Here is a 22,828-nt window from a genome sequence, read left to right on the forward strand (position 1 = left end):
GAGGCATCCAGCCCTGTCCACGTCCAATCAGGCCTGCGCCGCAGCGCGACCGGCCCCGCTTGTTTTAGGTTGTACAACGCCGTTCTGCTCGACCGGCAGAACCAGTTGATCGGGTACCGCGCTGTGCCATTTTTTTGCGCACACGTAGTAGACGACGGCCGGCAGCACCAGGCCGATGATCCAGGAAATATCCACATCACCGAGGGCCGCCACCAACGGACCGGTGTAGAACTTCGTGGAGATGAACGGCAACTGCACCAGCACACCGAACACGTAGACACTGATGCCGAGCAGGTTCCAGCGGCCGTAGCGACCGTTCGGATCGGCCAGCGCCGGCACGTCATAGCGCTCACGGGTGATGCAGTAGTAGTCGACCAGATTGATCGCGCTCCAAGGCGTGAAGAACGCGAGCAGGAACAGGATGAAAGACTTGAACGCACCGAGGAACGAGTGCTGACCGAGCAACGCAATCAGAGTCGCTGCGCCAACGATCACCAGCACAAACACCAGACGCTGCAGGCGCGTGACGGTCAGGTGGCCTTTGAAACCACTGATGATGGTCGCGATGCACATGAAACTGCCGTAGGAGTTCAGCGTCGAGATGGTCACCTTGCCGAACGCGATGCTGAAGTACAGCAGCGCGGCGGTGGCACCGGTGCCGCCCAGACCGACGATGTAGGCGACTTCGTGACCGGCGAACTGGCCGTTGGAGGAAGCCGCAGCGAACACGCCGAGGATCATCGCCACTTGCGCGCCGACCACTGAACCGGCGCCAGCGGCGAAGAAGGTTTTGACCGCCGAGGTGTTGCTCGGCAGGTAACGGGAATAGTCAGCCACGTACGGGCCGAAAGCGATCTGCCAGGAAGCCGCGAGCGACACCGCGAGGAGGAAACTGCTCCAGCTGAAGTGACGGATTTGCAACAGTGCACCAACGTCTACCTGACTGATCAGACGGCTGAACAGATAAACGAAAGCGATCACGCCAATGACGCTGGCGACACGGCCGATCCAGTGGATCACCCGATAACCGAGCACCGTGACCACCACAATGACACTGGCGAAAAGCAGGATGCCGACGGTGTCGCTGACGCCAAACAACTGGCCCAGCGCCTGGCCGGAAAGTACCGTGCCCGTCGCGGTGAAACCCAGGTACATCAGGCACACCAGGACGATCGGGATCGCCGCGCCATACACGCCAAACTGCACGCGACTGGAGATCATCTGCGGCAAACCCAGTTTCGGGCCTTGCGCGGCATGCAGCGCCATCACCCCGCCGCCGAGCAGTTGACCGATCAACAGACCGATCAACGACCAGAACACATCACCGCCCAGCACCACGGCCAAGGCCCCGGTGACGATCGCGGTGATTTGCAGGTTGGCACCCATCCACAGGGTGAACTGGCTAAACAGACGACCGTGTCTTTCCGCTTCCGGGATGTAGTCGATCGAACGCCTTTCGATCAACGGTTTGTTGCCTGCACGATCGGTGTTAACAGCCATGATTCAACCTCTGTGGATTGTTAGATTCTCTGTAGGAGCTGCCGCAGGCTGCGATCTTTTGATCTTGAAAAAACCAACATCAAAAGATCGCAGCCTGCGGCAGCTCCTACAGGGGTTTTGCATTTATTTGCCAGTAATCATCGGCAGGTTCAGGCCCTGTTCCTTGGCGCAGTCGATGGCGATCTGGTAACCGGCATCGGCGTGACGCATGACACCGGTCGCCGGGTCGTTGTGCAGCACGCGCGCAATGCGCTCGGCCGCTTCGTCCGTACCGTCGCAGACAATCACCATGCCCGAGTGCTGCGAGAAGCCCATGCCGACGCCACCGCCGTGGTGCAGGGAAACCCAGGTCGCGCCGCTCGCGGTGTTCAGCAGAGCGTTGAGCAGTGGCCAGTCGGACACGGCGTCGGAACCGTCCTGCATCGATTCGGTTTCACGGTTCGGGCTGGCGACCGAGCCGGAGTCGAGGTGGTCACGACCGATCACGATTGGTGCCGACAGCTGGCCGCTGCGGACCATCTCGTTGAAGGCCAGACCAAGCTTGGCGCGCAGGCCCAGACCGACCCAGCAGATACGGGCCGGCAGACCCTGGAAGCTGATGCGCTCGCGGGCCATGTCCAGCCAGTTGTGCAAGTGCGCGTCGTCCGGGATCAGCTCTTTGACCTTGGCGTCGGTTTTGTAGATGTCTTGCGGATCACCGGACAGCGCCGCCCAACGGAACGGGCCGATACCACGGCAGAACAGCGGACGGATGTAAGCCGGTACGAAACCTGGGAAGTCGAACGCGTTTTCGACGCCTTCTTCCTGCGCCATCTGACGGATGTTGTTGCCGTAGTCGAAGGTTGGAATGCCTTGTTTCTGGAATTCCAGCATCGCCTTGACGTGCACGGCCATCGACTGCTTGGCGGCTTTGATCACAGCGGCCGGTTCGGTCTTGGCGCGGGCGCGGTATTCGTCCCAGGTCCAGCCGGCAGGCAGGTAACCGTTGAGCGGATCGTGGGCGCTGGTCTGGTCGGTGACCATGTCCGGACGCACGCCACGCTTGACCAGTTCCGGGAGGATTTCTGCGGCGTTACCCAGCAGCGCGATGGAAATCGCTTTGCCTTCCTTGGTGTATTTGTCGATGCGCGCCAGAGCGTCGTCGAGATCTTTCGCTTGCTCGTCGACGTAACGGCTTTTCAGGCGGAAATCGATGCTGACCTGTTGGCATTCGATGTTCAAAGAGCAAGCGCCAGCCAGGGTTGCAGCGAGCGGTTGTGCGCCGCCCATGCCGCCCAGACCTGCGGTCAGGACCCACTTGCCGGTGAGGTTGTCGTTGTAGTGCTGGCGACCGGCTTCAACGAAGGTTTCGTAGGTGCCCTGGACGATGCCCTGGCTGCCGATGTAGATCCAGCTGCCGGCGGTCATCTGGCCGTACATGGCCAGGCCTTTGGCGTCGAGCTCATTGAAGTGTTCCCAGCTCGCCCAGTGCGGGACGAGGTTGGAGTTGGCGATCAGTACGCGCGGGGCGTTGCTGTGAGTCTTGAACACGCCGACCGGCTTGCCGGATTGCACCAGCAGGGTCTCGTCGTCGTTCAAGTTGGTGAGGCTCTCGACGATTTTGTCGTAGCACTCCCAGTTACGCGCGGCGCGACCGATACCACCGTAGACCACCAACTCTTTCGGGTTCTCGGCGACTTCCGGGTCGAGGTTATTCATCAGCATGCGCAGCGGCGCTTCGGTCAGCCAGCTCTTGGCGGTCAGCTTGTTACCGCGGGCGGCACGGATTTCAACATTGCGAACCTTGGTAGGTTTCTGGGTATTGTCAGTCACGAAAAAGACTCCTCAGCGATCAATTCAAACCAACCCTGGCAGTGGGCAAGCAGCCTGTGCGCTTCGCTGCGCGACAAGCGAATCAGTGGACGCTGCGGAGAGTCTCGAGCGACTCATACGCATACGTCTTTACTTGTACATACAAGCATATGCAATCAAACGGCCAACTTGTTGGAGGGGTGTTCAAGAAAAAACGCGGGCGAGGCTGGAGAGCGCCTGAATCAAGGGTTCGGGCGCGAATAAAATTTTTCGGGGGTATTGATTGAGAGGTTTAGGGATTGTTACGAAAGCGAGGTTTTGCGCCACGCTGGGGCGTTCGGTAACAAGTTGGTGCGTGGGTTGGGAACACCCCAAAAGCAAAAGATCGCAGCCTTCGGCCGCTCCTACAGTGGGATTGATGTACACCCTGTAGGAGCTGCCGAAGGCTGCGATCTTTTACGATTTTTGAATCAGCGCGCCGTCAGCTCAATGACACAGCAAGCGGCATTGGTGGAGACGGCAACCAGTCCGACGTTAACGTCCAGTTGCAGACAATCATGGCGACCGAGCTGCGAAACACTGTCACCAACCTGCACTTGCAGCAACTCACTGACACTGAACACCAACACGGTCCCCGCCGAGCTGAAGAACCGCTGTTCACCATCCAGCCACTGCAACCGCGCGCTGTAACGCTGCGGCGCGTAGATCAGATTGAAGTCACGAATCGCGCCGCCGAGCAGCGTGCACGAAACCTGACTTTCGCCGCTGAAGGCAAACGGGTCGAGCGGTAACAATGGCCGCGTATCGTCGCCATCAACGCACAGGGTCATGCCGTCACCCTGTAACACCGTTATCACTCGCTGGTAACTGGCGAAGGTGGAGAAACCGCCGGACTCGGCGATGTCGGCAATCGACAGGCGCCAGCCAAAACCGTCCAGACCGGCGCCCGCATCACGGGTGATTTCTTCAGTGCTGCCACCGCCGTTTTTCCACGGCATGCGCGGGTAGCCTTCGGCGCGTAAAACCTTCAAACCATTCATTTGTGAAAGCGTCCTTCCAGACGATGACGAGAACCGGGATGGATCAGACGAGCAGCGGTCACCGGCTGACGCCCCGACCACGTGCGACGACGAATCAACAAGCAAGGCTCGCCCTTTTCGATCTGCAACAACTTGCACTCGGACGATTCGGCAAGGATCGCTTCAACCACGTGCTCGCCTTCGGTCAGCGGCGCGACCTGGTTCAAATAGGCGTACGGCGTTTGCAGAGTGAAGTCCTGCTTGAGGTATTCCGGGGCGACCAGCGCGTTGACGAAACGGTCTTCGATTTGCACCGGAATGTCGTTTTCGTAATGCACGATCAGCGAGTGGAACACCTTCTGCCCTTCACGCATGTCCAGCGCCAGCGCGCGCTCGGAACCGGCGGCCTCTTCTTCGAGGGTGATGACCTGGCAAGTGTGGCGATGGCCACGGGAAGCGATTTCGTCAGCGATGTTGTGCACTTCGAACAGCGCGGACTGGCTCTTCGGTTCGGCGACAAACGTGCCGACGCCTTGCATGCGCACGAGCAGGCCGTCGGCGGTCATCTCGCGCAAGGCGCGGTTGATGGTCATGCGGCTGAAACCGAGTTGATTGACCAGCTCGCTTTCGGACGGCACGCGGTAATGCGGCGGCCAGTTTCCGCTGTCGATCTGCTGGGTGATCATCTGTTTGACGCGAGCGTACAAGGGCGCCGGACTGTCGCCCATGTTCGCGGCCAACGGGGAGACTGGAGGCGGAGTCGGCACGGTTGATCCCTGTTCATTGGATGAAAGTGGCTAGCTTGCCGGAGTTTACCGGGCAGGCAAACGTCTGTATATGTATATACAAATAACACACGATGGGGTGCTGAACCATGTCCGCCTTCTTTGCCGAACGCGCGCTGCTGCCTAACGGATGGGCCAACAATGTACGTCTTGAGGTCAGCGCCGAGGGCCTGCTGACCCGAATCCAGGCCGACTCCAACGCAGATGGCGCCGAACGGCTAAGCGGCCCGCTGCTGCCGGGCATGCCGAATCTTCACTCCCACGCCTTCCAGCGAGCGATGGCGGGACTGGCCGAAGTGGCCGGCAATCCGAACGACAGTTTCTGGACGTGGCGCGATCTGATGTATCGGCTCGTCGGAAAAATCAGCCCGGATCAGCTCGGTGTGATTGCCCGTCAGTTGTATATCGAAATGCTCAAGGCCGGTTACACCTCGGTCGCCGAATTTCATTACGTGCATCACGACAACAATGGTCAGCCATATTCCGATCCGGCTGAGCTGGCGTTGCGCATCAGTCAGGCCGCGAGCGAAAGCGGCATCGGTCTGACCCTGCTGCCGGTGCTCTACAGCCATTCCGGTTTCGGCGGCCAGACGCCGAATGATGGTCAGCGTCGTTTTATCAACAGCACCGAAAATTATCTGAATCTGCAGTCGCGGTTGCAGCCGTTACTGGCGCAGCAAAAAGCGCAGTCGTTGGGTCTGTGCTTCCACTCGTTGCGCGCGGTCACCCCGCAGCAGATCAGCGAAGTCTTGGCGGCCAGCGACAAACAATGCCCGATTCATATCCACATCGCCGAACAGCAGAAAGAAGTCGACGACTGTCTGAGCTGGAGTGGTCGGCGTCCGCTGCAATGGCTGTACGAAAATGCCGAAGTTGATCAGCGCTGGTGTCTGGTTCATGCGACCCATGCGAATCCGGAAGAGGTCACGCTGATGGCCAAGAGTCGCGCCATCGCTGGCCTGTGCCTGACCACCGAAGCGAATCTGGGCGACGGGGTTTTCCCGGCGGTGGATTTCCTCGCGCAGGGCGGACGCATGGGCATCGGCTCCGACAGCCATGTCTCGCTCAGCGTGGTGGAAGAATTGCGCTGGCTGGAATACGGCCAGCGTCTGCGTGATCAGCGGCGTAACCGTTTGTATGGTGCGGATCAGCCGATGGTCGGGCGCACGCTGTATGACGCAGCGCTGGACGGTGGGGCGCAGGCGTTGGGGCAGCCGATTGGTGCGCTGGAGGTTGGCAAGCGGGCGGACTGGATTGTGCTCGATGGTAATGATCCGTATCTGGCGACGGCCAATGGCGACGGGATTTTGAATCGCTGGTTATTTGCCGGCGGCGATCATCAGGTGCGTGATGTGCTGGTCAATGGCCAGTGGGTGGTGCGCGATGGGCGGCATGCTGGCGAAGAAGACAGTGCGCGAGCCTTCACCCAAGTTCTGCGCGACCTTTTAGGTTAAGAAAAGCAAAAGATCGCAGCCTTCGGCAGCTCCTACAGGGTGAACACTTTCCCATGTAGGAGCTGCCGAAGGCTGCGATCTTCTCGCTCTTAATTCGAGGTCTTGGCCATCTGCCGATCCGACGCCCGCCAGATCAAGCGCGTGGTGTCATAGCCCTGCTGACGCGCCTTGCTCAGCAGCTCTTCACGCACCACACCGTTAACCGTCGGCGTGCGCGACAGCAACCACATGTACTTGCGGCTCGGGTCGCCGACGATGGCGGTCTTGTAGTCATCGCTGACGTACAGCACCCAGTATTCGCCTTTCGCCACACCCGGAATCAGGCGTGAGAACCAGGTATCGAATTCGACCCACAACTTGTCGGTTTTGCCCGGCACTTGTGGCGAGGCCGTGCCCTTCACTTCTTCCCATTGCCATTGCGGGGTCAGGCAGCGATTGAGCACCGCGACATTGCCGTCAGGCTTGAGGGTGTAATGGGCTTCGGACTGCGCGCAATTTCGCTGGAAGTACATCGGCAAGCGTGCCAGCTCGTACCAGGTGCCCTGATAACGCTTGAGATTGACGCTGCTGGCGGTTTTCGGCGCCAACGGGTCTACGCCGGAAGTGGCGCAGCCGGCCAGTACCAGGCCGGCAAAAAGGATCAGCAATAACCGCTTCATTTTTCTTCTCCGTGGGCGCGAAGCCCCGGTTTACTTCAGGCCTTGGCCGGAAAACATCAGCACTTTGTCACCGGCGTACTGCACGCTGATAAAGCTGTTCTTGTCGCCCCAGGTGCAACTGGACATGCCGAGCGCGCCCGAGCAATCAGTCGGTTTGCCCAGCAGGGTCTCGACTTCGGTCTTGGCCATGCCGGCCGAGAGCTTCGAGTAGTTTTCCTGATTGACCTTGCTGCATGCGGCCAACAGCACGCAAAACGTCAGAAGGGCGATGGATCGCAGCGACATGGTGTAACTCCTGGAACGAGGGGGGGATGGCATGGTGCCAACCAGAAGCTTAGAAGAGAAAACCCTCATCTGGTTCCGTGGAGGAATGGCTATTTATTAGCCCGCCCGTCTGGCATTTGCCGATAAATCAGACACTTTGTAGGGCTATTGAGCATTTCGTCGCATTTCGCCAAAGACGCCTAATCTTTGGCGCGCCGCGGTCGAAATAAGAGCAGCGCAAAGCCCCCGAGTGTGGCAAATTGCCGCCCTTTCTTGACCAGCCCCTTCGCGGTAGTTCATTCGATGACCAGAAACATGAAATTCAGCCACAAGATCTTGTTGGCTGCCGCCCTCGTGGTGGCCGTTGCGTTCGCCTGTTTCATTTTCTTCAACGACTATCGACAGCGCGAAGCTCTGAGCACCAGCACCGAGTCCTCAATGCAGGAACTCGGCAGCCTGACCACCAGCAATATCCAAACCTGGCTGGAAAGCCGCATTCAGTTGCTGCAATCGCTGTCGCAGCAAGTCGCCGTCGACGGTAATGCCCCGTCCAGTCTGAAACGCATCATCGACTTGCCCGCTTATACCGGCAATTTCCAGCTCAGCTACTTCGGTGGCGCCGACGGCGTGATGTTTTCGGTGCCGGCCGGCAACCGCGCGCCGGACTACGATCCACGCGCACGCGGCTGGTACAAAGCCGCCAACAGCGCACAGCAGACCATCGTCACCGAACCTTACATCGCCGCGTCTTCGGGCAAACTGGTGATCACCGTCGCCACTCCGGTTCAGCGTCAAGGGCAGATGCTCGGCGTCGCCGGTGCCGACATTGACCTGACCAGCGTCAGCGCGATCATCAACTCGCTGAATTTCGGCGGCCACGGCCACGCGTTCATCGTCAGTGCCGACGGCAAGATCCTGATCCATCCGGACAGCAAACTGGTGCTCAAGACCCTCGCCGAGGCCTATCCGAACGGAGCACCGAAAGTCAGCCCGGGCCTGAAAGAAGTCGAGTTCAACGGCAAGACCCAACTGATCTCCTTCACCCACGTCAACGGCGTGCCGTCGGCCGACTGGTACGTGGCGCTGGTGCTGGACAAGGACACCGCGTTCTCGATGCTCAGCGAATTCCGCACCTCGGCGCTGATCGCCATGGTCATTGCCGTGGTGATCATCATCGCCCTGCTCGGCATGCTGATCCGCGTGCTGATGCAACCGCTGCTGACCATGGGCCGCGCGATGCACGACATCGCCGAAGGTGAAGGCGACTTGACCAAACGTCTGGTGATTCACGGCAACGACGAATTCGGCGCGCTGGGCACCTCGTTCAACCGCTTCGTCGAACGTATCCACACCTCGATCCGCGAAGTGTCCTCGGCCACCGGCCAGGTCAACGAAGTCGCCCTACGCGTGGTTGCCGCGTCGAACTCGTCGATGCACAACTCCGACCAGCAAGCCACCCGTACCAACAGCGTCGCCGCCGCGATCAACCAGCTCGGCGCCGCCGCCCAGGAGATCGCCCAGAACGCCGCCCTCGCCTCGCAGCATTCCAGCGATGCACGCAGCCTCGCGGTCGACGGCCAGCAGGTGGTGGATAAAACCATCCAGGCCATGCAGCAGCTGTCAGCGAAGATCAGCGATTCGTGCGGCAACATCGAAACGCTGAACAGCAACACGGTGAACATCGGTCAGATTCTCGAAGTGATCACCAGCATTTCCCAGCAGACCAACCTGCTCGCACTCAACGCCGCGATCGAAGCGGCGCGTGCCGGCGAGGCCGGTCGCGGTTTCGCCGTGGTCGCCGATGAAGTGCGCAACCTCGCGCACCGCACCCAGGATTCGGCGCAGCAAGTACAGAAGATGATCGAAGAGCTGCAAGTCGGCGCACGTCAGGCGGTCAGCATCATGACCGAGAGCCAGCGCGAGAGCGAAAGCAGCGTCGGCATTGCCAACCAGGCCGGCGAGCGACTGGGCAGCGTGACTCAGCGCATTGGCGAGATCGACGGGATGAACCAGTCGGTGGCTACGGCGACTGAAGAGCAGACCGCTGTGGTCGAGTCGATCAATGTCGATATCAACGAGATCAACACGCTGAATCAGGAAGGCGTGGAGAACTTGCAGGCGACGCTGCGCGCGTGCTCGGATCTGGAGCAGCAGGCGGCGCGGTTGAAGCAATTGGTGGGTAGTTTCCGCATTTAAGCGGTGCCGCTTCTGGCCCCTTCGCGAGCAAGCTCGGCTCCTACAATGGTTCTGTATCGCTCAGAGATCCACTGTAGGAGCCGAGCTTGCGCGCGAAGGCGACATCAGCGACGAAGGAACGTGGAAATTGGAACACGTTGGTCAGCTCGCACTGACGCTGGACTGAATTAAGACTAAACTCGGTCCTGTTCAATGACGGGGTTCAATCATGAAGCTTTCATCGCAAATCAAACCTATCAGTTACCTGAAAAGCCACACGGCCGAAATCGTCAAATCAATCACAGAAAGCCGCGAGCCGCTGGTCATCACTCAAAACGGTGAAGCCAAGCTAGTGGTTATGGATGTGAAAAGCTTTGAAGAGCAAGAAGGCACGATGGCTTTGCTGAAACTGCTGGCGATGGGTAATCGGGAGATCGAAGAAGGCAAGTTCAGTGATGCTGAAGATGTGTTTGCCGAACTGGATAAGGCCGATCATCAATGAGTTTAAAGGTCGTTATTCTCCAGTCCGCACAAGCAGATCTCAAAGAACTTCGCACCTACCTCGTCAGACAGTTCTCAAGCCAAATTTGGCAAAGCACTTATGCCGATCTCAAGACTGCAATCTTTGGTCTCGCAGATCTGCCTTATTCAGGATCAATCCCCGAAGAAATCGAGAAGCTCAATCTCTGCCAATACCGCCAGATTGTTTTGGGAATGAACCGGATTATTTATGAGGTGCGAGAAAAAACGGTTTTCATCCATATCATTGTCGATACGCGAAAAAGCCTGCCGGCCCTGTTGATGAAACGGCTTCTACGAGGCAACCCTTGATTTAGAACCGTGACCCAGGCTGACCGAGAAACACCAACTCCTCCGCCGTAGACTCCCGCCCCAACACCGCATTGCGATGCGGAAACCGGCCAAACCGCGCAATCACCTTTTGATGCCGCTCGGCATAGTCCAGATTATCGGCAAACACCGCCCGCTCCGCTTCCGGCTGTTCAGCCACCAGTTCGATAAAACGGGAAACCGCCTCGTTCTGCACAGCGAGGTTTTCGCAGTGTTCGAACACCAGATAAATAAACACACGCTGGATCGGTTTCAACTGCCGATCAAAATCTGCGGCAATGCCTTGACCGACAAGTTTCTGCGCGCGCAGATCACCGGAGAAGGCTTTGGGGGTGTCGCGAAAGATCATTCGCGGCAGTTGATCGAGCAGTAGCACTACCGCCAGCCAACCTTCGGGACGTTGCGTCCACTCGGTCAATTCGCCGGCCAGGGCCTGATCGACAAAGACCCCGAAACGCTCACGCGCTTCGAGGTCTTGGCTGTCTCGCTTACCGAACCACAACTTGCCCTTGTCAGCCGATATCTCGTCCGGGGATTCGGCTTGTCCGAACCACCAATCGAGCAACGGCTGCCAGGGCGCGGTCATGGTTTATTCCTTGTGGTAAGCCGTAGCGCGTGCGACTTCTTCTTTCGAACCGAGGAACACCGCTACGCGCTGGTGCAGGCCTTCTGGCTGAATGTCGAGGATGCGCTGGTGACCATCGGTGGACGCGCCGCCCGCTTGTTCCACCAGGAACGACATCGGGTTGGCTTCGTACATCAGACGCAGTTTGCCGGGTTTGGATGGCTCACGGCTGTCGCGCGGGTACATGAACAGACCGCCACGGGTCAGGATGCGGTGCACGTCGGCAACCATCGCCGCGACCCAACGCATGTTGTAGTTCTTCTTCAGCGGACCTTCTTCACCGGCCAGCAGCTCGCCGACGTAGCGCTGTACCGGGGCTTCCCAGTGACGCTGGTTGGACATGTTGATGGCGAATTCCTGGGTCGATTCAGGAATGGTGATGTTTTCGTGGGTCAACACGAAGCTGCCCATTTCGCGGTCCAGGGTGAAGCCTTTGACGCCGTCGCCCAAAGTCAGGATCAGCATGGTCTGTGGACCGTAGATCGCGTAACCGGCGGCCACTTGCTGGGTGCCTGGCTGCAGGAACGCTTTCTCGTTCAGCGGCTCGTTCTGGCTCAGGTATTCGTTCGGGCAACGCAGTACCGAGAAGATGGTGCCGACCGGAGCGTTGATGTCGATGTTCGACGAACCGTCGAGTGGGTCGAATACCAGCAGGTACGCACCTTTCGGGTATTTGCCCGGGATCTGGTAGGCATTGTCCATTTCTTCAGACGCCATGCCGGCCAGGTGACCGCCCCATTCATTGGCTTCGAGCAGGATCTCGTTGGAGATCACGTCGAGCTTCTTCTGCACTTCGCCCTGAACGTTTTCGGTGCCCATGCTGCCCAGAACACCACCCAGGGCGCCTTTGGAAACGGCGTGGTTGATCTCCTTGCAGGCACGCGCCACCACTTCGATCAGGAAACGCAGATCGGCAGGAGTGTTATTGCTGCGGGTCTGCTCAATCAAATAGCGACTCAGGGTAACGCGGGACATGGACGGCTCCGGTGGAATGGGGGGCTAAAAACCCGCGCAGTTTACAGGGAGTCTGAAAACGTAGCGAGCGAAGACGCCCGGTAACGTGCGTTGGGGTGTAATTGCCTGCATGAGACGTGATTGTCGGTGGAGAGTTCAGGTAGCGGGTTTAGCGTAGACCGGTTCGGGACGGATGGTGCTGGGTGCGCGCTACAGTTTGTGGATTTTTGTTGTTTGATCGGCCGCCATCGCTGGCAAGCCAGCTCCCACAGGATATTGGGTATACACAAGACAGATGAACAACCGAGATCACTGTGGGAGCTGGCTTGCCAGCGAATGGCGCGCCGCGCCAGCCATTCTCAGGTGTTGGTTGGCGGCTTGCGCAACAAGCTGAACGCCATCACCCCAAGAAAAACCACACTCAGCAACAACACCGCCCACAACCCGATCTTCTTCCAATTGGTCTCGGCCACCGCCGCCGTGGTCGCCGTCGAAGTCTGCGTAGCCACCACCTCACCCTGCACCGCAGCCTTTCCCAACGTCGCCAGTTTCTCTGGTTTGAAATCCGGAATCAGCGTCGCCAACGGCAGATTCGCCGTTTTCACACTCGAATTGCCCAGCGCCAGACTGTACGGCCCGTCGCCCCGAGCGAGGAAAATCACCTGCGTCGCCCGCACCGCGTATTTCACGCTCGGCGCTTGCTCACCGAGACCACCGCCCCGTTCATCTACAGTCAGCTTCAGTTGCTGCACGGTCTGCCCGTACAGCTGCAGCTCGTTCTGCACCACATCCTGACCATTCTGGGTCAGGCGATAGAGCAAACCATTGCTCAACGTTTGCCACGGCAGGCTGCTTTCGCGACGTCCGGCCAGCGTGACGGGCGCGAGGCTGTTCGGTTGTTTCAGCTCAACCTGCACCCGCTCGACATTGAGCCCCATCGGCAACTGCCAGGTGTATTCCCCGGCCTTGGTGCTGCTGCCGGCCAGTGCTTGCGACCAGACCAACGGCAGCGGCAATTCGCGCGGGTCGCTGCTTTTCAATTGCGCCGCCGTCAGGATCGGCGCCGAGTTTGGCGATTCCCACAACAAGCGCAGGTAACGCGCGGACTGTCCCGGCAACGTCACCTCATGCTGTTCGATGCGCTCATCGGAAAAGGTCAGCCGTGCAACCTGACCTTCGCCCCACGCCTGCCAATGTTGCAGGTCGTCGCTGGCTTCGATGCTGAAGCGCTGAAAGCCGTCGCGTTCGCTGGTCCAGTCGAGGATCAACTGCTGCAACGGCGCCTTGATCGCACTGGCGTCGAGCAGCCAGCCGCGCAGCACTTCTTCGCCCGCCTCCAGCTGACTGGACGGCTGCACCTCGACCAGCGTGCCGTTGGTGGTCGATTGCACGCGCACGTTCGGCGCGCGTTCGCTGGCGTCGGCGGCGCTGTACAGCGGGAACCACTTCACCTCGTGCAACTGACCGTCGTCGCGGGTCTGTGCCGATTCGCGTGCCAAGGCGTAAGCCTGCGGTTCACCGGCGGCGTTGAACACGCGCAGGTCACTGAGATCGGTCTGGCGCGCCTGCAATTGCACGCTCAGCGGCAACTCGAGGCGATACCACGGGCCGTCGCCGCTCACCGCCAGCGGCACTTGCGTGGCGAAGTCCGCCGGTTTTTCCTGAGCCCCGGCCACCATCACCACGCCCAACGCCAACCAACCCAGATTCAGCATGCGACTCAAGAGGAAACTCCTTCGGTGTCCGGGGCCGGTTTGTCCGCCGCGGGCTCAGCTTCAACGCGTTTGGGCGGCAGCGGCGCGAAATAGCCGACCACCAGCAGCAACACGCCAACGCCGATAAACGAGACGATCCGGGCGAGGCCGCCACGGTTGCTCAGTTCGACAAAAATCAGTTTGGCCACCACCAGCGCAATCAGCGCCGCGCCGATCAACCACACTTCGCGACGATGGCGAAGATGTCCACCGATCATCAGTCCGAGCGCCATCAGCGTCCAGACGATCGACAAACCGGCCTGCACCAGCATCGAGGCGAGCAACGTATCCAGCTCGAACGGGATCCCGGCCCAATGGTGCGCGGCGCGGGTGACCAGCGCGGTGCAGAAGGCGAACAGCGAAACTCCGGCGATCAATTGCGTGGCGTAATCGGCGTAATCCTGACGAATCGACAGTTGCGATACCGCGCTGCGCGACCACACATAGACGCCGAACAATGCGAACAGCAGGCCCAACTCCAGCGGGTTGAGCAGCGGCACGTACGGCAACGGTTCGGCATTGCCATCGCTGACACCATTCGCCAGCCAGAACCACGCCAGCATCAACACCGCCAACGGCGCAGCGGCGTACAAGCGGTATTCGCGAGCAAACGCCGCCACCGGCCACGGCCAGTTGCGCGGGGCCGCCGCCAGCAGCAGATACAGGCTCGGCAGAATCGCCCAGCCCAGCCAGCGCCAGGCGTTGTATTGCTCGGACAACAGCAGCAGGCCGAAACGCAGTTCCAGTGCCAGCACGCCGATCAGCAGCCAGCAGCCGAGCACATGCGCGGTGCTCAAGGCTCGCGTTGGCAGCATCGGCGCCAAACGTCGAAGGCTGAAGAAATGCACGGCGAATACCGCCGCCCACGCCAGCCAGCCAAAGTCGGCAGCCGGGTGATAACGTGAATGCCATGCATCGAACAGCACCAACGCCGCAGCCGGAATCAACAAGGTGCAGAGCAAGCCCAGCGCCGGCCATTTCAAGCGTAGAGACAGCAGCGCCCACAGCGCCACACTGAAAGCCGCAACCAACAGCAACAACGTGCCTTGCAGGCTCGGTGGTGCAAAGCGCAGCACTTCGCTGACCCACGCGAGCGCCCACCATCCCGCGCCCCACACCAGCAACACTTCGGACAAGCGCTGCAAACTCAACGCATCAAATGCCGAGGCGTGATTGCCCAGTTGCAGACGCCAGGCACCGATCATCGCCGCCAGCCCCAGAACCAGCGGCGTCCAGAATCCGCCATGGGCCAACGGTTTCAAACCTTCGCTGGACAGCGGCCCGAGCAACTCCGGACCGGCCAGCAAAAACGCCGCGCCGCCAATCACCTGCAACAGCAGACCGAAGACAAAACTCACGCGCTGCTTGAGGTACAAGCTCAGCCAGATGATCAGCAGACCACTCGCGGCCCACACCGCGCTCGCCGTTTGCCACGGCAGCACAAACAACACCGCCAGATTGATCAGCACCAGACCGGCCAGCAGCACCACCGACAAACCGCGCAGCAGACGTACATCACCGCGCACCATTTCATCGCGGGCCGCCAGCAGCATGCCGGCGATCAACGCCAGACCGATCAACGACGCACTGAGCAAGCCACTCCAACCAGCATTGAACACCGCCGTCGAATCCTCGCCCGCCCCTTGCAGACGCAACAGAAACAACGCGCCACCGAGCAACTGCACGGCGAACGCGCTGAACAGGAACGTGCGCGATTGAATGCGCAGACCGACAAACAACGTCACCAGCCCGGCCAGCGCCCAACTGATTGCCGTGGCCTGAACGAAGAAGAACAACGGCGCCAGCAGATAGAGGAAGGTCAGACCCAGACACGCCAGTACCGGCAAGCCTTGACGCTCCCAAGACGAAGCCTGTTCCGGCGAGGCCTTGCGCAATTGATAGAAGCTGAACAGCAAGGCAACACCGAGCATCAACGCGCCCAGCGGTGCACCGTCGAGCAGGCTGCTTTCGCCGACGCGCAATTGACTGAGGAAGGCCAGTGCCGAACCGAGTTGCAGCAACAACGCAAAGGCCCGGGCGAACGGTCGATGCTGACGCAGACCGAGCCAGAAAATCCCCGCACCTTCCACCGCCCACGCTGCCGAGGTCCAACGCGCATCGAGTCCCAGCGGAATGGCCAGACTGGCAAAAATCACTCCGAGCGCCAGACAGGTTTCACCCAGCAGCACCGCGCGGCCGCCCATCAATACCTTGGCCAACGCCATGTAGATCATGCCCAGGGCCAGCGCACTGAACGCTGCGGCAAATTCCAGATGCTGCACCAGCGCAAACTGCAAACCGAAGCCAATAATCGGTGGGCCGAACAACATGGTGCCGTCGACGTAATCGCCCTTGCGCGCCGACCAGTGCAGCAACGCGTCGCGGTCGCCGTCCGCCGGCGCATCGGGCATGTCGAGCAACTTGCGCCGGGCAAACAACGGACCGATGGCGAGGTACATCAGGAAAAACAGAATCAGGAACGGCTCGGTGCTCCACAGCAACTCTGGCGCATAAGAGCGCAAGCCCCAGGCGAAACCGATGCCGAAGGTGCCGACGAAGCCGATCAGGTTGAGCAGACGCCAGGCCTTGAACCAGGCGATGGCGAGAATGCCGGCGTTGAGCAGCGCGAAATAACTGAACAGCGCGACGTGGTTGCCGGCGCCGGTCGAGGTCAGGATCGGTGCGGCGAAACCGCCCAATGCCGCCGCAGCCGCCAGCCCCAAAGCATCCTGAGTGATCGCCAGAATCGCCGAAAACACCGTCACCGCGACCAGCAATCCCAACGCGGCGGACGGATCGAGCAACGGGTGCAGACGCATCGCCGCAAACACCGTCAGGTACAGCACCGCAATCCCGGTGCCTTGCAGCATCAAGGCGTAATTGCTGTTGCGCCGGCGCAACCACCAACCCAGCGCGAGCAGGCCGAACGCTGCCGCTGCGACACCGGCGTAACGCAACTCGATCGGCACGACCATGCCTTCGGTGGCGTAGCGCAACAGGAACGCCAGGCCGAAGAACAGCAACACCACGCCGACCCGCAGCACGGTGTTGCCGCCAAACAGCCAATTGCGCGCAGCGCTGATGCCGCGATCGAAAAGGTTTGGGCCACGGGGTTCGGCAGGTTGTTGCGGTTCAGGCGTGACGGCGTCGAGGCGCCAGACATCAGCGGGCAGCGGTTGACTGGTTTCACTGGCGACGGCGGAACTCGGTTCGAGTTCGGGCGGCAGTTCCCAGACCAGCTCGGGTGCCGGAGCTTCTAAGGCGGCTTTGACTGGTTCTACGACGGGCTCGGTAACCGGCGCCGCACTCGGTGGAGGGGCAGCATGAAGGGGCGCGCCTTCCAGTAAAAACAGACGTTGCTCGACACCCTGCAAAGCAACCTTCGCCTGCTCAAGTTGTTGCTGTTGCGCCGTCGCCAGCGAGCCAAGCCGAGCGATGCGGATCGTTTGCCCGATCGCCAGCCCCAGCAGCGCACCCAACAAAGTCGCGCTGAACGACTCGTCGAGCAGCCAGCCGAGCACCAGCCCGATCAACATGAACATCCATTGCATGGTCGATATCCCTAAGCGCGAAGGCTAATCCGGGAAGATTAGCGCAGCCTGACCCAAAAAGATCGCAGCCTGCGGCAGCTCCTACAGGGTTATGTGAACACCTGTGTAGGAGCTGCCGAAGGCTGCGATCTTTTCCGGCGCGCGATTATATCGAGCCGAGTGGAAAGTTACTCCAGTGCTTTCCAGATATCCGTGGCGTACTCGCGAATCGTCCGGTCTGAGGAGAACCAGCCCATCCGCGCTGTATTGAGCACTGCCGAACGCCACCAGTTATTGGAGTCGTGCCAGTGCGCTTCAACGCGCTTCTGCGCTTCCCAGTACGAATCGAAGTCGGCACAGACCAGAAAGCGGTCGTAATCCACCAGCGAATCGATCAACCCGGTATAGCGCGAAGTGTCGTCCGGCGAGAACACCCCGCTGCGAATCGCTTGCAGCACGTCGTTCAAACGATGCGACGCGGCGATGTCTGGCAAGGCGCTGAACTCGTGGTTCTGCTTGCGCGCTTCCACCTGCTGCGCGCTGAGGCCGAAAATAAACATGTGCTCGGCGCCGATGCGTTCACACATTTCCACATTGGCACCGTCCAGCGTGCCAATGGTCAGCGCGCCGTTGAGGCCGAACTTCATGTTACTGGTGCCTGACGCCTCGAAGCCTGCAGTGGAAATCTGCTCGGACAAGTCCGCAGCCGGGATAATGCTTTCCGCCAGGCTGACGTTGTAGTTAGGCAAAAACACCACTTTCAGGAGGCCGCGCACGGTTGGATCGTTGTTCACAACGCGGGCGATGTCGTTGGTCAGTTTGATGATCAGTTTCGCCTGGTGATAACTCGCCGCCGCTTTGCCGGCGAAGATCTTCACTCGCGGCACCCAGTCGACTTCCGGCTCGGCGCGAATCGCCTGATACAGCGCCACGGTGTGCAACAGGTTGAGCAACTGGCGTTTGTATTCGTGGATGCGTTTGACCTGCACGTCGAACATCGCCGCCGGATTGACCGCAATGCCCAAACGTTCGTGAATCAGATAGGCCAGCGCTTTTTTGCTGTGCAGGCGTTGCTCGGCGAAGGCTTTGCGGAACGCTGGTTTCTCGGCGAACGGTTCGAGATCGAGCAAGCGCTCTTCAGGGTTATCAAGCAGATCGGGGCCCAGCGCATCGACCAGCATCGAGGTCAGTTCCGAGTTGGCCTGATACAGCCAGCGGCGGAACGTGATGCCGTTGGTTTTGTTGTTGATCCGCTCCGGGTAGAGCTTGTGCAGTTCGGCGAACACGGTTTTGCGCATCAACTGCGTGTGCAGGCCGGACACACCGTTGACGCTGTGCGAACCGAGGAACGCGAGGTTGCCCATGCGTACCCGACGACCGTTGTCTTCTTCGATCAGCGACACCGCGCGCAACACGTCGAAATCGTGAATGCCCTTGGCCCGCAGCGAATCGATGTGCTGGGCGTTGATCAGGTAAATGATCTGCATGTGTCGCGGCAGCATGCGTTCCATCAGACCCACCGGCCAGGTCTCCAGCGCTTCCGGCAACAGCGTGTGGTTGGTGTACGACAGCGTGTCGACGGTCACTTGCCACGCCGCATCCCACGCGACGTCGTAGACATCGACCAATTGGCGCATCAGTTCGGCGACGGCAATCGAGGGGTGAGTATCGTTGAGCTGGATCGCCGCGTGATCGCCCAAGGTCAGCACCGAGGTGTGCATGTTGCGGTGACGACGCAGCAAATCCTGCAGAGAGGCGGCGACGAAGAAGTATTCCTGACGCAGGCGCAGCTCTTGCCCCGCTTCGGTGCTGTCCGCCGGGTAAAGCACGCGGGAGATACTCTCGGCGCGCGCCACTTCGGCGACGGCGCCCAAGTGGTCACCGGCGTTGAAGCGCTCCAGGTGCAAATCTTCCATGGCGCGGGCACGCCACAGGCGCAGCGTGTTGACGCTAGCCCCGCGCCAGCCGACCACCGGCGTGTCGTAAGCAATCGCGCGGACGGTTTCTGCCGGTGACCAGACTTGTTTGGATTTGCCGCTGACGTCGGTGACGGTTTCAACGCTGCCGCCGAAGCCGATGGAGTAGACGACTTCCGGCCGTTCGAACTCCCATGGATTACCGAAATCCAGCCAGTGCTCAGTCTGTTCCTGCTGCCAGCCGTCGACGATGGCCTGGCGGAACAAACCGTGTTCATAACGAATGCCGTAACCGTGGCCAGCGATGCCGAGGGTCGACATGCTTTCCATGAAGCACGCCGCCAGACGACCGAGGCCGCCGTTGCCCAGCGCCGCGTCGGGCTCCAGCAAGCGGATGCGTTCCAGATCAACACCGAGTTCGGTCAACGCTTCACGGGCGACGTCGAGCAGGCCGAGGTTGCTCAGGCTGTCGTAGAGCAAGCGGCCGATGAGAAATTCCAGCGAGAGGTAATACACCCGCTTCTGGCCTTTGCGGTAGATCTGCCGGGTGTGGTCCATCCAGTGTTCGACCATGTGATCACGCGCGGCCAACGCGATGGCTTCGAACCAGTCATGGTCGAAGGCGTGATCGGGGTCTTTGCCCACCGCGTAGGTGAGTTTGGTCAGGACGGCGTCGCGGAATGCGGCCACCTCTGCTTCGCGAACTAGTGGTTCTTGAGTCATCGATAGGACCTCGGGCGAGCGGGGAATTGTCTGAGCCTAGACGGTCTGACCGACGGTCGAGGCGCTGGTTCGGCAGTATTTCCTGAGACTGTGAGCTGGCCCGGCATTATCCTGGCGGATGAGCTAATGAATGCAGGGGCCGTGCCGAATTTTCCGGCAAAGTGCCTGCATCGAGAAAAAATCTGGCGAAAGGTTGTTCAAAAATCCACCAGTCCCGGTATGATCGCGCGCCCTGATGCATACACACCTGGTAACTCCCGATGATGAAGCCCAACCTGATTGCCGCCGCCGAGATCGATCGTCTCGATACGTGGGCAAAATATTCAGCGCCGATGTGCGGTTCCTGCATATCCAGCTGCTGCACGCTGCCGGTTGAGGTGAAGATCAAGGATCTGGTGCGCATCGGTGTGGTTGACGAGTTCGAACTGGGCGATCCGCCGAAGAACATCGCCAAGCGTTTGCAGAAGGAAGGCCTGGTTGAACGCTTCAACCAGAAGTCCGGCATCTTCACCCTCCAGCGCATGAGTAACAACGATTGCTACTACCTGGATCGTAAGAGCCGCCTGTGCACCATTTATGACAAGCGCCCGGATACTTGCCGCAATCACCCGAAGATCGGGCCGCGTCCGGGGTATTGCGCTTACAAGCCGAAGGAAGTGGTGCGCGAACAGAATTTCCGCGCCATCGAGAAGTTTTGATCTGCCCTGAGATTTTCGGCGGCTGATCGGCCGCCATCGCTGGCAAGCCAGCTCCCACAATGATTGTGGTCTTACACATATTTTATATACGACCCAAAACCCTGTGGGAGCAGGCTTGCCAGCGATGGGGCCAGCACAAATACCGCACAAACCCCAGACAAACAAAAACGCCCCCGGTCTCTCGACCGGGGGCGTTTTCATTCAGCCTGAACTAATGACTCAGTTCTTGGCTTTCTTGGCAGCGCGGGTACGCTCGCTTTCGTCCAGGATCTTCTTGCGAAGACGGATGGACTTAGGAGTCACTTCGCACAGCTCGTCTTCCTGGATGTATTCCAGAGCCTGTTCCAGAGTGAACTTCACTGGTGGAACCAGAGCGATGGTTTCGTCTTTACCCGAAGCACGCATGTTGTCGAGCTTCTTGCCCTTGGTAGGGTTAACGCCCAGGTCGTTGTCACGGCTGTTCTGACCAACGATTTGACCGTTGTAGATCTCCTGGCCGTGTTCTACGAACAGCTTGCCGCGAGCCTGCAGGGTTTCCAGCGAGTAGGTCAGTGCCTTGCCGGTTTCAACCGAAACCAGAACGCCGTTCTGACGGCCGGACATGTGGCCCGACTTGACGGTGTCGTAGCGATCGAAGATCGAGGTCAGGATGCCAGCACCGTTGGTCAGGGTCAGGAACTGGTTACGGAAACCGATCAGACCGCGAGCAGGGATGTTGTACTCCAGACGAACACGGCCCTTGCCATCCGGCACCATGTTGCTCAGGTCGCCTTTACGCAGACCCATCTCTTCCATGACCTTGCCCTGAGCTTCTTCAGGGATGTCGATGGTGACGTTTTCGAACGGCTCTTGCTTGACGCCGTCAACTTCACGAATGATCACTTCAGGACGGCCCAGGGCCAGCTCGAAGCCTTCGCGACGCATGGTTTCGATCAGTACCGAGAGGTGCAGCTCACCACGGCCGGAAACCTTGAACTTGTCAGCGGTGTCGCCTTCTTCAACGCGCAGTGCAACGTTGTACAGCAGCTCTTTGTCCAGACGGTCCTTGATGTTACGGGACGTCACGAACTTGCCTTCTTTACCGCAGAATGGCGAGTCGTTTACCTGGAAGGTCATCGAAACGGTTGGCTCGTCAACGGTCAGAGGCTTCATCGCCTCGACGGTGTCCGGGTGGCACAGGGTGTCGGAGATGAACAGCGAGTCCATACCGCTGATGCAAACGATATCGCCTGCTGCAGCTTCTTCAACGTCAACGCGGTGCAGACCGTGGTGACCCATCAGCTTCAGGATACGGCCATTGCGACGCTTGCCGTCGGCACCGATAGCCACAACCGGGGTGTTCGGCTTGACGCGGCCACGAGCGATACGGCCAACGCCGATAACACCCAGGAAGCTGTTGTAGTCCAGAGCGGAGATCTGCATCTGGAACGCGCCGTCACGGTCAACGGCCGGAGGCGGAACGTGGTCGACTACCGCTTGGTACAGCGGAGTCATGTCTTCAGCCATGTCGGTGTGATCCAGACCGGCAATGCCGTTCAGGGCCGAGGCGTAAACAACCTGGAAGTCCAGTTGTTCTTCGGTAGCACCGAGGTTGTCGAACAGGTCGAAGATCTGGTCCAGAACCCAGTCCGGACGCGCGCCTGGACGGTCAACCTTGTTGATCACCACGATTGGACGCAGGCCGGCTTCGAAAGCCTTCTTGGTCACGAAACGGGTTTGCGGCATAGGGCCGTCTTGAGCATCAACCAGCAGCAGAACGGAGTCGACCATCGACATTACGCGTTCAACTTCGCCGCCGAAGTCGGCGTGGCCCGGGGTGTCCACGATGTTGATGTGGTAGCCGTTCCAGTTGATGGCGGTGTTTTTCGCCAGAATGGTAATACCGCGCTCTTTTTCCTGGTCGTTGGAGTCCATCACGCGCTCGTCGTTGAGCTCGTTGCGCTCCAGAGTGCCGGATTGACGCAGGAGTTTGTCTACCAGGGTGGTTTTACCATGGTCAACGTGGCAATGATGGCGATGTTGCGTAGATTTTCGATCACTTGTGTATCTCGATCAGAGGATTCGGTTTGCTGACAAGTCTTGGCAGCGATTAGCAGTAGTGTCCGGCATGGCCGTTACAGCTTGACGGCGGT

Annotated in this window: 16 protein-coding genes and 2 pseudogenes; 6 read left to right on the forward strand and 12 right to left on the reverse strand. The window is 59.7% G+C overall.

Annotated elements, in window-relative coordinates; genetic code table 11:
* Positions 1 to 27: 27 nt before the first annotated feature.
* The 4 genes from ACIF4X_RS02145 to hutC all read right to left on the reverse strand — a co-directional run bounded on the left by ACIF4X_RS02145 (position 28) and on the right by hutC (position 5,038).
* Positions 28 to 1,500: a purine-cytosine permease family protein gene (locus ACIF4X_RS02145; RefSeq protein ID WP_397480748.1), complete on the reverse strand. Its 1,473-nt coding sequence runs from the start codon at positions 1,498 to 1,500 to the stop codon at positions 28 to 30.
* A gap of 123 nt (positions 1,501 to 1,623) precedes the next feature.
* On the reverse strand, positions 1,624 to 3,312 hold the full coding sequence (hutU, locus tag ACIF4X_RS02150; RefSeq protein WP_397480749.1) for a urocanate hydratase: 1,689 nt from the start codon (positions 3,310 to 3,312) through the stop codon (positions 1,624 to 1,626).
* A 449-nt stretch (positions 3,313 to 3,761) separates the two neighbouring features.
* Positions 3,762 to 4,331 carry a HutD family protein gene (locus tag ACIF4X_RS02155; RefSeq protein ID WP_397480750.1) on the reverse strand — a complete coding sequence of 190 codons (570 nt, stop codon included), beginning with the start codon at positions 4,329 to 4,331 and terminating at the stop codon, positions 3,762 to 3,764.
* Complete coding sequence (hutC, locus tag ACIF4X_RS02160; RefSeq protein ID WP_162130175.1) at positions 4,328 to 5,038, reverse strand: histidine utilization repressor; 711 nt, start codon at positions 5,036 to 5,038, stop codon at positions 4,328 to 4,330. The genes ACIF4X_RS02155 and hutC overlap by 4 nt, the downstream gene beginning before the upstream one ends.
* 146 nt (positions 5,039 to 5,184) lie before the next feature.
* On the opposite strand from hutC, the gene ACIF4X_RS02165 reads away from it, so the two are divergent.
* Complete coding sequence (locus ACIF4X_RS02165) at positions 5,185 to 6,549, forward strand: formimidoylglutamate deiminase (protein ID WP_397480751.1); 1,365 nt, start codon at positions 5,185 to 5,187, stop codon at positions 6,547 to 6,549.
* 89 nt (positions 6,550 to 6,638) lie between these two features.
* On the opposite strand, the gene ACIF4X_RS02170 is transcribed toward ACIF4X_RS02165, so the two are convergent.
* On the reverse strand, positions 6,639 to 7,208 hold the full coding sequence (locus tag ACIF4X_RS02170; RefSeq protein ID WP_397480752.1) for a lipocalin family protein: 570 nt from the start codon (positions 7,206 to 7,208) through the stop codon (positions 6,639 to 6,641).
* 30 nt (positions 7,209 to 7,238) lie between these two features.
* Complete coding sequence (locus ACIF4X_RS02175) at positions 7,239 to 7,493, reverse strand: hypothetical protein (RefSeq protein ID WP_397480753.1); 255 nt, start codon at positions 7,491 to 7,493, stop codon at positions 7,239 to 7,241.
* Between the two features lie 294 nt (positions 7,494 to 7,787).
* Between ACIF4X_RS02175 and ACIF4X_RS02180 the strand changes: the two are divergent.
* The 4 genes and pseudogenes from ACIF4X_RS02180 to ACIF4X_RS02195 all read left to right on the forward strand — a co-directional run.
* Positions 7,788 to 8,810: pseudogene (locus tag ACIF4X_RS02180) on the forward strand (cache domain-containing protein); the annotation flags it as partial.
* 93 nt (positions 8,811 to 8,903) lie between these two features.
* Entirely contained in the window at positions 8,904 to 9,668 is a 765-nt protein-coding gene (locus ACIF4X_RS02185) for a methyl-accepting chemotaxis protein (protein ID WP_397480927.1), read from the forward strand.
* Positions 9,669 to 9,876: 208 nt separating this feature from the next.
* On the forward strand, positions 9,877 to 10,149 hold the full coding sequence (locus tag ACIF4X_RS02190) for a type II toxin-antitoxin system Phd/YefM family antitoxin (RefSeq protein WP_158832480.1): 273 nt from the start codon (positions 9,877 to 9,879) through the stop codon (positions 10,147 to 10,149).
* Positions 10,146 to 10,478: a type II toxin-antitoxin system RelE/ParE family toxin gene (locus ACIF4X_RS02195; RefSeq protein ID WP_158832482.1), complete on the forward strand. Its 333-nt coding sequence runs from the start codon at positions 10,146 to 10,148 to the stop codon at positions 10,476 to 10,478. Before ACIF4X_RS02190 ends, ACIF4X_RS02195 begins: the two co-directional genes overlap by 4 nt.
* Position 10,479: 1 nt before the next feature.
* Here the strand turns inward: ACIF4X_RS02195 and ACIF4X_RS02200 are convergent, their stop codons facing one another.
* The 5 genes from ACIF4X_RS02200 to ACIF4X_RS02220 form a co-directional block, all read right to left on the reverse strand.
* Positions 10,480 to 11,082, reverse strand: coding sequence for a DUF924 family protein (locus ACIF4X_RS02200; RefSeq protein WP_397480754.1), 603 nt, complete (start codon positions 11,080 to 11,082; stop codon positions 10,480 to 10,482).
* A 3-nt stretch (positions 11,083 to 11,085) separates the two neighbouring features.
* Positions 11,086 to 12,096, reverse strand: coding sequence for a class 1 fructose-bisphosphatase (locus tag ACIF4X_RS02205; protein WP_008080580.1), 1,011 nt, complete (start codon positions 12,094 to 12,096; stop codon positions 11,086 to 11,088).
* A gap of 338 nt (positions 12,097 to 12,434) precedes the next feature.
* Positions 12,435 to 13,799, reverse strand: a complete 1,365-nt coding sequence (locus ACIF4X_RS02210; protein ID WP_397480755.1) for a DUF3999 domain-containing protein — start codon at positions 13,797 to 13,799, stop codon at positions 12,435 to 12,437.
* Positions 13,796 to 17,380, reverse strand: a complete 3,585-nt coding sequence (locus tag ACIF4X_RS02215; protein ID WP_397480756.1) for a DUF2339 domain-containing protein — start codon at positions 17,378 to 17,380, stop codon at positions 13,796 to 13,798. Before ACIF4X_RS02215 ends, ACIF4X_RS02210 begins: the two co-directional genes overlap by 4 nt.
* 167 nt (positions 17,381 to 17,547) lie before the next feature.
* Positions 17,548 to 19,998: a glycogen/starch/alpha-glucan phosphorylase gene (locus ACIF4X_RS02220; RefSeq protein ID WP_397480757.1), complete on the reverse strand. Its 2,451-nt coding sequence runs from the start codon at positions 19,996 to 19,998 to the stop codon at positions 17,548 to 17,550.
* Positions 19,999 to 20,258: 260 nt separating this feature from the next.
* Between ACIF4X_RS02220 and ACIF4X_RS02225 the strand changes: the two genes are divergently transcribed.
* On the forward strand, positions 20,259 to 20,696 hold the full coding sequence (locus ACIF4X_RS02225; protein ID WP_008080573.1) for a YkgJ family cysteine cluster protein: 438 nt from the start codon (positions 20,259 to 20,261) through the stop codon (positions 20,694 to 20,696).
* 219 nt (positions 20,697 to 20,915) lie between these two features.
* On the opposite strand, the pseudogene typA reads toward ACIF4X_RS02225, so the two are convergent.
* Positions 20,916 to 22,735: pseudogene (gene typA / locus ACIF4X_RS02230) on the reverse strand (translational GTPase TypA).
* Positions 22,736 to 22,828 lie beyond the last annotated feature (93 nt).

Origin of the sequence: Pseudomonas sp. NPDC085632, assembly GCF_044541255.1 — a bacterium.
In the GTDB taxonomy this organism is placed as follows: Bacteria; Pseudomonadota; Gammaproteobacteria; order Pseudomonadales; family Pseudomonadaceae; genus Aquipseudomonas.